Source organism: Dysgonomonas termitidis (assembly GCF_042654545.1).
Lineage (GTDB): Bacteria > Bacteroidota > Bacteroidia > Bacteroidales > Dysgonomonadaceae > Dysgonomonas > Dysgonomonas termitidis.
In genome coordinates, this window is sequence record NZ_JBHSGN010000002.1 from 1 (window position 1) to 15,061 (window position 15,061).

The 15,061-nt window shown below is 45.6% G+C and carries 14 protein-coding genes; all 14 read right to left on the bottom strand.

Annotated features, from left to right (window positions below):
* A partial coding sequence (locus ACFO6W_RS00020) for a hypothetical protein (RefSeq protein ID WP_379993252.1) occupies positions 1–662 on the bottom strand: 662 nt, incomplete at its 3' end.
* A 251-nt stretch (positions 663–913) separates the two neighbouring features.
* Entirely contained in the window at positions 914–2,005 is a 1,092-nt protein-coding gene (locus ACFO6W_RS00025) for a BACON domain-containing protein (protein WP_379993253.1), read from the bottom strand.
* A 71-nt stretch (positions 2,006–2,076) separates the two neighbouring features.
* Positions 2,077–3,966 carry a hypothetical protein gene (locus ACFO6W_RS00030; RefSeq protein WP_379993254.1) on the bottom strand — a complete coding sequence of 630 codons (1,890 nt, stop codon included), beginning with the start codon at positions 3,964–3,966 and terminating at the stop codon, positions 2,077–2,079.
* A complete protein-coding gene (locus ACFO6W_RS00035) occupies positions 3,953–4,201 on the bottom strand; it encodes a hypothetical protein (RefSeq protein ID WP_379993255.1) in 249 nt (82 codons plus the stop codon). Before ACFO6W_RS00035 ends, ACFO6W_RS00030 begins: the two co-directional genes overlap by 14 nt.
* 133 nt (positions 4,202–4,334) lie before the next feature.
* Entirely contained in the window at positions 4,335–5,483 is a 1,149-nt protein-coding gene (locus ACFO6W_RS00040) for a hypothetical protein (protein ID WP_379993256.1), read from the bottom strand.
* Between the two features lie 154 nt (positions 5,484–5,637).
* The gene (locus ACFO6W_RS00045; RefSeq protein WP_379993257.1) at positions 5,638–6,117 is read right to left on the bottom strand and encodes a hypothetical protein; all 480 of its coding nucleotides are present in this window, start codon (positions 6,115–6,117) and stop codon (positions 5,638–5,640) included.
* Positions 6,118–6,122: 5 nt separating this feature from the next.
* Entirely contained in the window at positions 6,123–6,647 is a 525-nt protein-coding gene (locus ACFO6W_RS00050; protein WP_379993258.1) for a glycoside hydrolase family 108 protein, read from the bottom strand.
* Between the two features lie 242 nt (positions 6,648–6,889).
* Positions 6,890–7,228, bottom strand: a complete 339-nt coding sequence (locus ACFO6W_RS00055; protein ID WP_379993259.1) for a hypothetical protein — start codon at positions 7,226–7,228, stop codon at positions 6,890–6,892.
* 214 nt (positions 7,229–7,442) lie between these two features.
* Entirely contained in the window at positions 7,443–9,353 is a 1,911-nt protein-coding gene (locus tag ACFO6W_RS00060) for a hypothetical protein (RefSeq protein ID WP_379993260.1), read from the bottom strand.
* 79 nt (positions 9,354–9,432) lie between these two features.
* On the bottom strand, positions 9,433–13,299 hold the full coding sequence (locus ACFO6W_RS00065) for a hypothetical protein (protein WP_379993261.1): 3,867 nt from the start codon (positions 13,297–13,299) through the stop codon (positions 9,433–9,435).
* Between the two features lie 5 nt (positions 13,300–13,304).
* The gene (locus ACFO6W_RS00070; protein ID WP_379993262.1) at positions 13,305–13,682 is read right to left on the bottom strand and encodes a hypothetical protein; all 378 of its coding nucleotides are present in this window, start codon (positions 13,680–13,682) and stop codon (positions 13,305–13,307) included.
* A 142-nt stretch (positions 13,683–13,824) separates the two neighbouring features.
* Positions 13,825–14,253 (bottom strand): hypothetical protein, encoded by a 429-nt coding sequence (locus tag ACFO6W_RS00075; RefSeq protein ID WP_379993263.1) that lies wholly within the window; start codon positions 14,251–14,253, stop codon positions 13,825–13,827.
* Positions 14,254–14,269: 16 nt separating this feature from the next.
* Positions 14,270–14,569 carry a hypothetical protein gene (locus tag ACFO6W_RS00080; protein ID WP_379993264.1) on the bottom strand — a complete coding sequence of 100 codons (300 nt, stop codon included), beginning with the start codon at positions 14,567–14,569 and terminating at the stop codon, positions 14,270–14,272.
* Complete coding sequence (locus tag ACFO6W_RS00085; protein ID WP_379993265.1) at positions 14,566–15,027, bottom strand: hypothetical protein; 462 nt, start codon at positions 15,025–15,027, stop codon at positions 14,566–14,568. Before ACFO6W_RS00085 ends, ACFO6W_RS00080 begins: the two co-directional genes overlap by 4 nt.
* Positions 15,028–15,061: the final 34 nt, after the last annotated feature.

Here is a 15,061-nt window from a genome sequence, read left to right on the forward strand (position 1 = left end):
GAATAAGGCCCGGCAGTACTGGAACCGGCTCCGGCTCTTACAGAAGTATCTCCTTTCCACGCCGTAAATACCGGGTCTATTTCCGTATCCGGTATATATACTGCATACTGGAATGTAAGTATATTTTCGAATGTATCGGGTGATATCTCGCTACGAAGCCACGCATACACCGATGGGTTTCCGTTGCCTCCTAGCGGGTTTTCATCTGCATGGACGCGCGTCCATGTCTTATCGGCTGGTTTTTCAGCAAGCGAAGCATCATAGGCCAGTAGGTCGGCATAGGTAGGAAAATCCACCCCCAGCCAGTTGCCCTGCATGGCAGCAAGGGCTTGCAGGCTAGCTGTCAGCCCCGTAATAGCGGAGATCGGATGCTGATCGGCCGCATCGCGATTGGTTAATAATGTATGATCCGTTACCCCCCCGCCGCCCTGTACTTCAAAAAAGTCTGCAAATTCAGCCTCTATGTTATCCGCCGTGATGGGCGTGCCGTTCATCGTGACGCCTTTCGAAAAAGACTCACTGATACATACAGTATCCGGTGGATAGAGCAATACCCTCGCACTGTCATATCTATAAGAAACCGCGTTCTTAGCGACTACAAAAAGCGTACTCCCGTTTCTTTCCGCTTTTATTGAATTGTTGTCTGTTGTAATTATCAGCATATCATTTACTTTTAATTAAAAATTTATTTTACTTTTACATTATGTTTTTTGAGGCAGATATTATCTGCCATGTAATGTTAGTGTTTAAATTCAGGGCATGACCGTGAGGTTTGTGCCCTATTTTTTTTATTTCTTTAATCCGTTAAATATTTGTACTTTTACCCCCAATGAGATTAATTAAATAAATTATTTAATTAATGTGTTTAAGGTTATAAGTAAAGGCTTTGTCGGGAGACAGGGCCTTTCTTGCATTATGCCCCGTTCTGAAACAACTGGAAATACGCAGTCGCTACCGCGCTGTCCGTTATTACCGAGAACGGTGCGAATCTTGGCCCGCCACTATTGGCATCTACCGTAATATGCACATCCGTTACCGTGACGCCATACGCATCTCCTCCTGAGGTGATATCCGCGTGCGCCCATGCCGGCAGGTCATAAATACTCCAGCGTGCGTTCGACGTAACACGTAATGTGAATGTATCCCCTGCTCCGGGCGATTGATGGGCCGCCGGATCAAGTGTGACATAATCCTCAGTTACCACGGCTTGTATATCCATCGTATAATTATCCATGTCTGTATTCACGATCGGAATTGCCATCTCCATGGAGCCGATCCCGTTCGCATCGGTAATGATTGTGCCCACGAGTACACCGGCGGACAAAATATTCACCTGTCTGTTTGCAGGCACAGGCGTTATATTGGCTACCCACACCGTACAGGTCACCGCGTCGGGCTTTGGCTCCAGTGACGAATAGGAAATCGCCTGCCGTTCCGATTTCCCGGAATGGACATTGAACGGTCCTACTTCTTCGATCAGCTCGCTGTCGTGCCGGTTCACCTTTATATCACGCAATAGCAGTTGTCCGGAAGTAATTTCCGGATTAGCCGCCAGCGTCATATTTATATTCGCTATATAAACTGTGCCGCCTGCTTCCTGGGTGACTGTATGCGTCGCCTTGGCCAGACCGTCGATAGTTTGCACAACGATAATGCCCGTGCGTTCATGCCCGGTATTCTTGTACACGGCAATATGTATCGTTCCGTTGCCGTTTCCGGCCAGTGTGTCCGGCCAGATCCATTCAGGCCATTCCGCCATTACCCACGCTTCATCACAGAAGACTTGTATAGGGAAAGACGTATCTTCGCTTTCTTCGGATGTCACAAATACGCCTTTTATATTCTCCAGTTCCGGTTCTTCGTAATCCGAGCTGCTGACATTTACGCTGTTGATATCCTCAATCTCCGGATCTTCAGCGACCGCGCCGGTGATATTTACGCTGCTAACGCTGTCCCCTGATATATCTGTCCCGTAAGGAGGGAGGCCGTTATCGAAATCTGCCATATTTTTAAATGAAAAGCTAAAAGTGATAAGTGATAAATATTTTTAGTTTTTCACTTATCATTTTTCGTTTATTACATCGGATTTACAGTTGTTACCGGCAGCCGTACCTGCATATATGCGCCGGACATATAGATATTGTCAGGACATAGTATTCCGGATTCGGCTAATATCAGGTTATAATACTCCGGATGCCCGGACGTGATATACCTGCCGTCGGCGCCCCGTGCCATCTCGTGCGCCAGTGCGTGATTGTCTTTCATCAGACAGCGGGGATCTTCGGGTAATGTATCGCACCATTCCGGCTTTTGCTTGTTCTGCCAGAAATCGGCGTCGATGGCTTCCGCCGCTATATCGAAATCCTGATTCCAGACACGGCGAAGATGTACGGTACCGGTAACGCTTCCAACAGCCGCCCCACCTGCCGGTACAAGGAACGAATCACCTACATAGTAATTGACGCCTCCGACTGTCACATAATCGGTCGTATTACCTTGGTCCGTGTCGTGTTCCACGATATACCAGTAGTTTGCGGCCAGGTTTCCGGAGGTGATAATATCTTCCGGTATCTTGCTTACTATTCGCACCTGGATGGACTGGTAGTTCAGTATATCGTTTACCTTATACACTACCGGGTTTCCGGAAGCGACTGTAAATGCCGTTACACCGGCCACGCCTTTGAAAATATTATTCCTGGCGCTCAGGGCTGAATTGTAAGCCGTGCCGTTATAGGTTACAGATGCGCTATTTGTGTCGGATGAACGTACCATATAGATCTCACCCGCTTCTATGCTTCCGCTTGCCACTGCCTGCCCGGCGTCACACAGCAGGTTCGGGATGCTGTCTATCAATACACCGAACCTGGAAGGCAGGTCGTTCGGGATATCTATGTTCGTCAGCTTCTTTTTGCCGCCCAGCCATATTATTTTGGAGTCGATAAAGAAGTTTTGGCGCTGGGTGATATCGACAGTTTCGTCTACGGAGAGCGAGTCATCGGCGATGTCCAGTTCCGGGCTATGCGGGTTAGCCGGCGCAAAGCTGGCGGGAATATTATTGCTTGCCGTGATTGGTATCTTAGTACCTCTGGCAGCAGAATAGCCGAATAAAATAAACCTTGGTATTTCGAACAGGTTAATCTCTGATCCCGCCCAGGTAATACCCTCGAAAATTTGATTTTTGGTAAAAATCCAGCGCCCCAATGGCAATGTGATGCCGTAGTCGGTAATATCCGGGGGAACTATCAGCCCGGCAGCCGTACACCTGTTTACAAAGTCTGTCCTTAAATCTTCAGCGGTTGTGCCGGTCAGCGGGGTATAGCCGGTTTCCGTGCCTATGCGGAAATTGCAGTTGTCGAACGCATAGTAATTGTTTTTGTAGCTGTCGAGCGATGCCTGTGTGATAATCAGGTTGCATTTTTCCCATGTATGCAGATTACCGGCCATTGAGCCTATGGTAGAAGAAATGCCGGCAAAGGAATTATTATTCTGGTAAGTGACTGTCGTATTATTGATGGGAAATAAGGCATAGCTAAGGGATGACCTCACTGTAAAAGCCTTATTAGATGTTGTATTGGATAGTATGGTGATGATTTTACACTTTTCGATGGTAATGCCAACTGCCGAGTTGAATATAAGATTATCTAATGTCATATCCTTGAAATACCACCCTAGCACTGATCCGTTTTGGGTTACAGTTCCGATTAATGTTGTCCCGTTGATGCCGGAACCTATAATTTCCATATACCCTGAAGCGCCGGTTTCAATTATATTATATCTATGTATTCCCTGACTCAGTATCATTACTCCGGGATTTCCGGAAATAGTGGGCGAAGCGGGATTAGCAGGATTTCTCCTTGTGCCGTCTCCTGCTATAGCAAGAGGCGAGTAATACTTTGTTGCCGAATTATTTGAGACATCCACGCCAAAAATATCCGTGTACTTATCTTTGAAATTATATCGTAGCATCTTTGTCTTGTTTTAAAGTAACTATTACCCGACCATTTTCAAACACTTCTACAAAGCAGTTATCAAATTCAGCATTGTTAGTCTGCATAGTAGTTATTACATTGCCTTTTACATCCTTAGTTTCGATAATTCGCACAGTCTGGTACATCTGCCGGAACTCTTTCGGCTGTTTGTCGAAGAATACATTGTCATCTATCTCCAATGTCTGGTTGTCTTTTGTTACCTGGTAGATCATGTTTTTTTAGTTATAAGTTATTAATTAAAAGTTACGAGTTACATTTTTAGTTACGAGTTATAGGTTACGAGTAATATTTTTCTTGTAACTTGTAACTGCCCGGAGGGCGCAGTAACTCGTAACTGCTAACTGTTTACTGAATTACGTTTCCTTCCGCGTCCCACATCGACGCCACCGGTATCACCTGTATTCTAGCCGGGAATGAGTCTATCGGCGGCAGGGCAAAGCGTTCGTCGGTAAGCTCGGTAATCGTAAGCGGGATGCTCGTAGGCTCGGTGATCCGTTCGCGATACCTGAAGGCGTCTGTCGTCACCCGGCACCGGAACTCCTGCCCGTTTGGCCGGATAAAATATACTTCCTCGCTTTTTATCATATCGAGTATGAAAGGCATCTCATGCCGTAGCCGGTGGCCTGTCTCCACTTCGATCTTGTCCCTGGACGATGTACGTGTTTTGCGTTCTTCAAAAAAGTCGTAGTCGTTCATCACGTTGTACAGGTCTTCCTCGCCGAACTCGGAAGATCGGGAGGCGCGGGTAGTGACCTCGATCACTTCATATGCTCCCAGCGAGTTCAGGAAGCGCAGCCTGTATTTTTCTTCCGCCAGCTTTCCGGGAGTGATTACAAAGCTGAAGGCGAGGTTTCCGGATGCATATACTTTTATCACATCCGGGATCTCGCCATACTGTTCATCGAATGCCGCGCGCAGGGCCTCTATATCCATCACGCAGACAGGGCCGAATCCTGCTGTGTTTACATCGATAGCATTCCCGGATGGAGATACGAAACTAAGCGACAACTGTCCGTTCAGGAAGACAAAGGGATAGAGCTCCGTATCCCGGAGGCGTACCTCGCTGTCATGTGTCCTGGTGGTGAACAGGAACTGGCGGCGCTGCGAACTCAGACGGTAAGAAAATATGTCATATCCGTTATCCGCCAGGCGCGCGAACACTTTGTTACTGATGCCGCCCCGGAAGGCATTGCCCGTAAACTCGTAGCTGTCGCCGATCCTGACGGTATAGGGAATAATAAAGCCGTCGAGAGACGCTACGATATCTCCTGAAGGAATAACCAGGGGAGTATCCGGTGGATTCAGGTAGCCGGAGAGTTCCATCTTCACCCGGTATATGCCTTCATCCTGGTACGGGAAGTAAGATGAAAAATAGCTACGCCCGTTAACGATGGTTTCCACAACGACAACAGCATCGCTGTCGCTCTCCAGCTCGAAGACAACGGGATTGCCGGCGAAGACATTGGGGCGGGGTATTTTGGTGATAGTGATCATATCAGTGAACAGTTAGCAGTAAACAGTTAGCAGTAAGTGAAAAGTGTAAAGTGAAGAGTGAAAAATATATTTAAACTAAAAGTGAAAAATATTTTTCGTTCTTCACTCTTCGTTTTTCATTCTTCACTTAAAAATGTTCTTCACTTTTAGTTTTTCACTTTTTTTTGTATTCTATATATCCGAAAATAACGACTATCAGCACGAATGCTCCGGCGAACCAGCCCCATTCACTGCCCTGTACGGGTCGCGAATCGGTGAATTCTTTGAGCTGCTGTGTCTCCAGTTTCTTCAGCTTTATCTTCCTCGTACTGTCGGCCTTATTCTCGCTTACGTGTACAGCAGATGATCCTGTATCGCTAACAGCCATGCTAGTTCGCTCAGATTCCCGCCCTGATTCCTGTACTTTGCGTATAGTACCGTCAGGCCGGTACCAGGTTGTTCGAATATATTGTCTTTCGGAGGCGATATCCGATGTACTGTCGCGGCGATGGGTTTGTGAGGCCGCGCTGTCTTTCTGTACTGATGATGCTGTTGAAGCGCTTTCTGTATCTGTTTGTACAAAGCTATCAAGGTTCCGGTTACTCCGGCAGAAAGTAAAAACGATGGAAAGTAGAATAAGAACAGCATATTTCATATGTTTTAATTTGAATATTTGTAATCATTCAGCCTGTTGATCCAGCCCTTGTAAAATACCATTTGTGTAGGATCACGCTTTACCAGATCGTCAATAAAAACTTTCCGGGCTTGGAATATTTTTGTGAATAATCCGGCCTGATCCGGATAGCTATTCAGTGCGGCCAGTGTCTTAGGCCCTACGATACCATCGGCTGTTACACCCAGTATCCGTTGCGGGATTTTGACGCCATGAATACCGGAACCCCACACCCAGTCTACCAGGATATTCGCTATCGACTGGTTGTTTATCTGGTCGGCTTTCCACTTGTTCCAGTAATATTTCCGGAGTACGTCCACCACGTCCTGGCGGGTGATCAGCTTCAGGTCATCGGCGTCGATATCGCCGTCGCCGTCCTTGTCATAGCCCACCTGTTTCCATGTCGCCAGGGTGACGTCCATATTCGTTTTACCACCTTTGTCGTTCTTATGGTCGGCCCATCCGCCTGCCCATTTAAATATAACCGGGATCAGTAATTCAATTTTTGCCATGTTTTTAAGTTATGAGTTATAAGTGAAAAGTTATGAGTTGTTTAAAAATTCAATGTTTAAATATTTAAATATTAAATCTTTGAATCAACTTGCTGTTGACTGCTAACTGTTGACTGTTTATTGTTTTCGGCCTTACGTCCGTTGTATCTAATACTCGTAAGAGTGACACTGATAAAGATAGCCCCCCAACAGAAGGCAATGCTTAATAAAATATAAATTATCTTTTCCATTTTATTTTAGTTTTATAATTCTTCTTCTTTTTTATTTACATCATTATTCGCTTCTATACTTACCTGATTGCCGATATTGATCTTCAGGCGTTCATAAGTAGACATTAGCTGAAAAATAATACTCTGTGCGGCACCGCAGGCTACAACGATTATCGTTGCAGTCTCCCTGATCCGTTCGCCGTCGACAATAACACACCAGGCGGCCAGTATTCCCCAGAAAACAGTAACGATCCACCGGCGGCTCCGGAACTTGACCCAAAACTTGCCGACAAAGAATGTAGAGAGCAGGAAACAGGCCAGACAAATCAGGCCTACTGCTATTTCACTGTGATTTAAATTTAATTGTTGCATGACTTTTTTGTTTCAAAAGTCAGGATTTGGGAGGGAAAGGTAAAGGACAAAAAAAAGTGAAAAACTAAAAGTGAAAAACTAAAAATGAAGAATGAAGAATAAACAGTTACAAGTTACTGCGCCCTCCGGGCAGTTACGAGTTACAAGTAAACGAGATACGAGATACAAGATACAAGTTGTTTACTGCTAACTGTTTACTGTTTACTGTTAACTGCTAACTGTCCAGATACAACTTAATTGTCCTGAATACAGCTTCGCTCACCATTACCTTATCGTCCCGGTCGATGGAGAATGCCAGCTTCTCCGGAAGTAAAGGCTGGTTATCGAACATATAAATATTGTCGAAACGGAAATTCATCACATCCTGTATGCCGAGACGCAGCGGAAGTTTTACCTCATTGAACGAATCGCGGATAACGGCGGCGTATTTGGTCCAGAATTTTTGGTACAGGCCGTTGGTGCCTCCGAATATCAGATCGAAGCCTCCGGGATACGGAAGCCCTTCATCAGCCATGCTGTACCCGTGTATATTCCCGTACACGCATTTATATGCATATTGCGCTTCGTAATTAGATGAACGCCCGCGATAAAAGGCTGTCATAATAGGGCATTTCATCGTATCCTTATTACTTTCTACTACTTTGTCGTCATCTGTTCCGGCGCCGTTCAACGCCTTGAGTGTCGTATTCATATGCCGGCGCTTACCGATGTACAGCATATAGTAATTAGTACCTATATGAAGCATAGTATCGATACGGAAATAGCGCACAAATACCGTCAGGAAAGCTATATGCTCGCGCTTGCTGTCCCTGGTGTCGTAATCATCGTTTACGGAATCTTCCTTATCCTTGTATTCATCGAACAGGTATTGCGAATCGTATTTCCATTCCGTCTGCCCGGCCTCATTGACCGACTTTTGCCAGATCTGCCCTACTTCCTGCATAAAATAATATCCCTCAGGGCCGGATACGGGAGGATACGGCGTATTTATCAAAGGTCCTTTATTCGCTTCGAATTTTTCCAGCGTATCAAAGCTTACATCAGAATATTCTATGGAACGGTTATTTGTGAGCTTTATCATTTTCGAATCGGAAAGGTTGATCTCCGGTATGTCGCTGATCTTATCGTCGAGCGGTATATAATCCTTATTGTCGAGTATATCGTTCCAGAACTTTACATCCACATACTTATAATCGGGACTGATAAAAAACTCACAACCGTAATCGGTACGCGCCGACTGCAGGTAGTCGCTGATCTTCACCGACGGCACCAGTTGCGAATATTTCAACTGTGAATGTACAATTGAATCCGCAGTATTATTCAGCACGGCTATTTTCTTCATTTCCGGATCTGTATCGAATATGGATTCGCGCAGCTCATAGCCGAAATATGCGAAAATACGGCGCAATACATACGATTGCTTCAGGAACGGGCTAATGGCATAACCTTTCGGGGCGTCTATGAATTTGCTGCCCTCGTAATATTTGCGGGGGATGCGTCCGCAGAGCTTGAAGTAAGGCTTGCCGTTCATATCCGTATCCATATCGCCGGCTACAGGATACAGAGCTGAATATTGTTCGTTCAATACCTGATAGAACGTATAGTTCGTAGTACCTTCGGAATTTGTGATATCCTGGTCGAAATGATCCGTCGCTACCGGGAACAGGTAAAAATCATCCTCTATATTACCTACCATCACCAGCTCCATGTACTTGATCATCATGTCCAGGTCGCTGGTGAATGTCCCTGAAACATGGAAGTCCGAAGCCGGGCGCGTGATATCGAAGGCCTGCGACATCTCCGTTTCTTTCATCCGGGCATACATGGGCGATTCGTCCAGATAGACGGCTCCTTCTATCTCCCTGCTGCCTGATCCGATGCGCAGCAGTCCCTGTTTTTGCCATACGCCGGCCTCGACCAGCGCGTCGCGGGTACGCTTGTATTTATACAAAGAAGTGATATCCACGTCTCCCAGGCTGCGCACATTTGTAGGCGTGCGCGGCAGGGTCAGGGGCAGCGACATCGAGGCCTGCTCCTTCAGCATCGGGTTATTCAGCGTAACGCTTAGCTTTGTATTCGGTTTCATATCTAATACGGCGCCGGTATCTTTTAGTCGGATGTGCATGTTTTTTAGTTGAAAGTTGGCAATTGAAAGTTGAAAGTGAAATTTTACTGTTTACTGATGACTGCTAACTGTTAACTGATTAGTATTTCGTGCCGAAACTTTCGTAATCGGTCATTTTTTGCTTTGTATCCATCAGCTCCTGGTAGTTTATTTCGGCCTTCAGGCGGTTGTTTTTTATGAAGTCGTATATCTCCATCAGGATGTCTCGGTTGCCGGGTACGGTTGCTGTCGATGAAGCCCCCTGTCCCCCGCGGGAAGATTGGCCAGGCTCAGACCGGGCTATAAAACCTCCCGTATCTAATCCGGCCATGCGGGCGCGTATCAGGCGGTTCATATCCACGGTGGACACGGTGCCGGCACGCTGTTCGGCGTCGATAAGGTCAATGATGGGGCGGATGGTCGGGTTTTTATAAGCAGCGTTGCTGGCTACCCATTCACGGCTTTGCCCGGCAGGACCTTCGCCGACCAATACAGTAGGCTTATCCACAAACCCGCGCTTATCAGGATCGTAGAGCGCCTTATATTTCTTGCCGGCGTCGGTTTCGGCCTCGACAAAGTAACCGCCTTCCTCTTTAGGCGTGGAAAGTACACGCTCGTATTTCGTATTGCTGTCGGAGTTACTGTTTCCCAAGGTCATATTTTTTACTTTCTGGCGTTCGGCATTGGCGGAGATCAACTGTGCTGCTCCGGTAGCCGCCAGCATTACAGCTGCCACAGTGCCGGCGATAGGCCCGAGCTGGGCATAGCCTGTCATAATAGCCACAGCCGTATTCGCGATAATCTCCGAGGCTTTTACGGCAAACTGCACATCGGCATATTTTTTCTCAATGTCGAGCTTTTTCTGCGCCTTTTCGTTTTCGAGCCGTTCGGTTTCTTCCTTATTGCCTTTAGCCGCTTCGATGCGCACGTCGTATTCGGCGTCGAGCTTGGCGGTTTCGGCTTCCATCAGGGCGGAGACAAGATTAGAACTTTTTTCGTTCCAATGCTGTTGCTCTTCTACATATTTAGACGCATATTCCATTCTCAGCCTGAACTTGGCTTCTTCGAATTCTTCTTCGGAGAGTAATTTTTGTTCGTGCTGTAGTTTCAGATTCTCCAGCTCGCTGTTGTACAGTTCGCCGACAGAGGCTAATCCATACTGCTCCCTGACAGCGAGTCGCTCGTCTTCGTATTTTTTATTGAGTTGGGTAAGCAGCTTCTGATAGGTTTCATAATCTATCAGGTCAGCCGCCAGTAAATCCTGAAGGCCGCGCTGTTCACGGGATTTATCTTCAGCTACGGTAGTTAAACCATACCCGGATCGCACATCATAGTTTTTATCACGGTCGGAGCGCTGCAAGGCCCTGCGTTTGGCTTCGGCATCAGCTTCAACTTTTAGCGTATCCGCGTTTGCTTTCTTAACGGCCTCGGCCTTGATACGTCCGTTTTGTAGTTCCAGGGCTTCTACATCCATGCCGTACTTTTGCAGGATGGCCAGACGGGTTTCGGTTTCGGCGATATCGATCAGCTCCAGTTCCCGGGCCCTTTGCTCTTCACCGAGGTTACGCTCTTCCAGGGCTTTCTTTTCACCGTCTACCCATGCCTGAAGTATCTGCAGGGAAATATCACGGCCATGTTCGGCTTCGGCCAGCTTATTGGCGTCGAACTGGGGGAGAAGTTCGAATTGCGAGTTACGCGTATCGGCCTGCATCTTCCCGATATCGGCCAGGAATTTTTCATCTTTCACCTTGAACTCGTCCAGAAAATTGCCTATAAGCTGCATCCTGTCGGCATAGTATTTATAGTCGCTTTTCAGGGTTTCATATTTCAATTCTTCATCCGTCTGGTTGTTTTCGAAGGCGTATTTCTTCAGGGCAAGTATTTCGTCTTTATGCGCGTTTTCGAGATTTTCGAGGCGGGTAGCCAGTTCTTTTTTCTGTTTTTGCAATTCCTTTTTATCTTCATCGTCTCCGGTACCGCCTCCTGTTTTTTTTACTTCTTCTTCACTTATGGGTGTAATATATTCCAGTTTGCTGTTTTTTGTAAATTCGGTAAGAGATTTAAAATCTTCTTTGACGGATTTCAAATAATCCTTATACGCATTTTTGTTACGAACAGCAGCTTCTACAACAGCTTCATTTACCTTAACTATATTTCCGGATAACGCTGCCTCTATAGTCTTCCCTAGCAATATAGCCTGGCCTATTCCAAAATCAAAAGCCAGCTTCATATTATTATATAGCAATTTGAATCCAAAGGCAACCCCACCTACGGATATCCTGAGCAGTTCAGATCCATTGTACGCAGTGACAAAATGATTGTACAGATCTATCAGCTTATTCATTATATCGGGCAGCTGCCGTTCGGCGAACCGTGTTACCCAGTCCGCTATTTTACCCGATACCTGACTCCATAGTTTATTTATCCATAAAAATTGATTCCCTACTTTGAGCTGTGCATTCTCCCACTTCACAGTTGCTTTGGTTGCCATATCAGCTGCAGTAAGCGCCCGTGGTCCTTGTTTTTCGAGTTCCTTGTTAACCAGAGCGATCACACCTTTGGCAAAGGATCCTTCTTTTGCCATCGCCCGGCTTATCTCTACCGAAGAAAAACCAAGGTCATCCAGTACCAGTTTCGACTGGCGGCCTATACCGTCGATAATCCTCCTCTGGAAATCGTCTACTTCCTTGCCCATATCGATAGCCCGGCGGGCCGCAAAATCAAGCAGGTTGCCGACTTCCGAAACAGGAATTTTGTATTTATCAGCCTTGACTGCCGCCTGCATCAGGGTGAAATCGTTAATAAGCCCCCGGGTTTGCTCGCGCAGCTTGTCCAGCAGTTTTGTATCGCCCAGGCCACGGAAAGCACGGATGACGCCTTCGGCCTTGGATGCCACTTCTATCGACGTGCCTATCCATTCACGGGCTTTATTGATAAGGTCGGTAAAGAAACGGATAACCTGATAGACCATCATCAGTAGGAAAACTTTACCTATCGTTTTGCCGGCTTCCTGCGCTGCTTTTCCCAACTGGCCGAAGCGGGTTTTTATTATATCGCCTCCGGCGGCTACTTTCTTTTGCTGGGCTTCGACCAGTTGAAGCTGTTTATTGTATCTATTCCATTCAGCCAGGTTTAGCGATTTGGATATATTGGCCAGCCGGAAGCGCAGGTATTCGGCGCTGGCAGACAATTGGTTCATCGTCATATCCGTAATTTTGATTGTACGGATAAACTTTTCGCCCGGCATGGACATTTTTATCATCTGCGTCTCCACCTGGTTCAGCATGGCCGATGCCTTGGCATACGCGGCAGGCGTCATTTCTTTATTCATATTGGCCAGCCTGTTCCTGAGCCTGTCGGCAGCGGCAGCCAGTTGGTCCATACTCTTGCCTTCGAGGCTTATGTATTTACCCATAGCCTCGGATTTCACTATCAGTTTTTGTTTTTGGGTTTCGACCTCGAGAAGCTGGTACCGGTATTTTTCCCACTTCGCCGGATCGAGCGCCTGTGACGTGCTGGCAAGTTTACCCTGTAGGTATTCAGCGCGATTCGAAAGTTGAATTACGGTCATATCCGTAACCTTCATCGTGCGGTTCAGGGCTTCGCTCGTATTTTGCAGGGTATTGATAGTGGTGTTATTCTTGTTTATCTGTGTAGTATTATTATCGATATGCTGGGTTAACCTCTGTATATTCTGGGATAACTGCTTAGCCCTGTCGCTGGCGCCCTGTGCCTGTTCACGGAGTAGTTTCAGTTCCGCGTTATACTGCTTAATCAGCCTTTCGTCTTCCTTGATTTCCTGCTGCAGCTCTTTATTCTCATCCTTCAGCCCGCGGATACCCGCTTTGGCATCTTTTGCCTCCAGTTCTATCTCCTTGACACCCTTGGCCAACTTATCGAGGTCGATAGTCGCTTTGTCTACGCCTTCGCTTTTGATGACTAGCGTTACTAAATCTTTTGTTATCATAGGATTCAGATTTCGATTTTTGTTTCTTTGAGTTTTTCGGCGATAAACCGTGCCAGTCCGCCGCGGGTACGGCTGTATATATATCCCATCAGGAAGCCCCATACATATTTATTGTAGATGGGCGTGTATCTCTTCTTAGGCTTATCGCCCCGTAGCCGCAGGTCGAGGAAGCGCATATAGAGCGGATAGGTGATGGTAAGGGTAGTGCCTTCGCTTCCGGAAGTGACGCTGTAAGGATTCGATTTCATATGGGCCGACAATGCGCCTGTGCGCCTGACGGTATCGCGCCCGGCAATGGTCGACTGTATGCCTGACAGTTCTTTTCCCGCCTTGGAGAATGCTTCCGGCATATTGATCGTATATGTATTATTTTCTGTTATCATACGGCTAAATTAGCCGCGGGGGAGGGAGTGGGAAAGGACAAAAAAAGTGTAAAGTGAAGAGTGTAAAGTGAAAAATGGCGCGAAGCGGGAAAGAAAAAGCCCCGCCGGGATGGGCGGGGCTGATATGTTCTTTAGTATATATTTATAATTGCACTTTCAATTCTTCACCTGTTAATGAAAAATAGAGGTTTTGAAGTTGGTGAAGATATTTTAAATCATAAGGGATAAAAAAATCTACCTGATTTTGGTTAAATATCCATCCTTTCCATATTATAGAACCATTATCTTCAATATAAAACCTTATGTGAGAAGAATCTCTGGCTGTACTGCCTTGAACATGTAAGTGTAAATAATCATATCTAGTCTCAGGATCATTATGTTTTGTTAAACCACACTTCAATAGTATATCTTTTGTCAGGGGGATAGGCTCGAATACTAATTTATCCAGATATTCATTTCTTACTCCTTTTTCTTTCATTGCCATGTCTTGTATTACACCATAACCTATCTCTGATACAATTTCACCTAGAAACAGAATACTATTGCCTATTCGTAATTCATTTGATTTCATTTTTAAATTAATTTTCTTAAATCTTCCTTTTCTGTAATTGAAGTTTAGCGTCCTGGGCGATAATACCCAGAATACAAGAAATATCACTAAAGCTTATCTTATTGTTTTCGAGTAGGACCTTTAATCCGTCTACAGAAGATATAGATAGAATGCTTTTCAAAACGATTGACATTGGTATACCGTTATTATCAAACTGCATAAGTTCATGTTTAGTTAATACACCCTTCAGTCGGCATAGTTCAGTTACAGCAAGCAGGTAATTATAATCTGCTTTATAAAAGTTGGCAATTTCCTTTATGGCGTTTTCAAGTATCATTTTATAGTGAGTTTTCTGTTCAGCAAATATTCTACGTCTCTCTCGTCTTCACTTTTTAATACGATTTTGGCTATTTCTACGGTCAGGTGATAAAACACTTCTTCCGTGTAGTGAAAATACCGTATAGTACGGTCGACATAATTATTATATTCAGCCATAACTCTAATCCCGGCGGCAGATGTATAATAAAGTAAGAATTGCAATCGCATATTGTCCCGGTACCTTACAATATAATCGAACGGATATTCCCTTAATACATATTGGAAGATAACATCATCAAAAGGCCTCTCTTCGCGGGCAAAACCATAAGACTCTAATTCAGATATAAACGTATCTAAAGACTCTGTTTGGTCATTACATCGGCGTGGGCTATGCATGATAATATCCGCACGGTTAAGTTGCATGCGGACAAGGAAGTAAGAAAATATCTGGTATGTACTCGAAGGACTGTATTTCATATTCCCGGTTTTTAAAATAACAGTGCAATGTACT

What these genes read in the sequence shown, in the direction of transcription:
- ACFO6W_RS00045 (WP_379993257.1), bottom strand. Translation starts at nt 6,117, where the DNA reads ATGAAATATGCTGTTCTTATTCTACTTTCCATCGTTTTTACTTTCTGC.
- ACFO6W_RS00065 (WP_379993261.1), bottom strand. Translation starts at nt 13,299, where the DNA reads ATGATAACAAAAGATTTAGTAACGCTAGTCATCAAAAGCGAAGGCGTA.
- ACFO6W_RS00070 (WP_379993262.1), bottom strand. Translation starts at nt 13,682, where the DNA reads ATGATAACAGAAAATAATACATATACGATCAATATGCCGGAAGCATTC.
- ACFO6W_RS00025 (WP_379993253.1), bottom strand. Translation starts at nt 2,005, where the DNA reads ATGGCAGATTTCGATAACGGCCTCCCTCCTTACGGGACAGATATATCA.
- ACFO6W_RS00075 (WP_379993263.1), bottom strand. Translation starts at nt 14,253, where the DNA reads ATGAAATCAAATGAATTACGAATAGGCAATAGTATTCTGTTTCTAGGT.
- ACFO6W_RS00085 (WP_379993265.1), bottom strand. Translation starts at nt 15,027, where the DNA reads ATGAAATACAGTCCTTCGAGTACATACCAGATATTTTCTTACTTCCTT.
- ACFO6W_RS00040 (WP_379993256.1), bottom strand. Translation starts at nt 5,483, where the DNA reads ATGATCACTATCACCAAAATACCCCGCCCCAATGTCTTCGCCGGCAAT.
- ACFO6W_RS00035 (WP_379993255.1), bottom strand. Translation starts at nt 4,201, where the DNA reads ATGATCTACCAGGTAACAAAAGACAACCAGACATTGGAGATAGATGAC.
- ACFO6W_RS00055 (WP_379993259.1), bottom strand. Translation starts at nt 7,228, where the DNA reads ATGCAACAATTAAATTTAAATCACAGTGAAATAGCAGTAGGCCTGATT.
- ACFO6W_RS00050 (WP_379993258.1), bottom strand. Translation starts at nt 6,647, where the DNA reads ATGGCAAAAATTGAATTACTGATCCCGGTTATATTTAAATGGGCAGGC.
- ACFO6W_RS00080 (WP_379993264.1), bottom strand. Translation starts at nt 14,569, where the DNA reads ATGATACTTGAAAACGCCATAAAGGAAATTGCCAACTTTTATAAAGCA.
- ACFO6W_RS00060 (WP_379993260.1), bottom strand. Translation starts at nt 9,353, where the DNA reads ATGCACATCCGACTAAAAGATACCGGCGCCGTATTAGATATGAAACCG.
- ACFO6W_RS00030 (WP_379993254.1), bottom strand. Translation starts at nt 3,966, where the DNA reads ATGCTACGATATAATTTCAAAGATAAGTACACGGATATTTTTGGCGTG.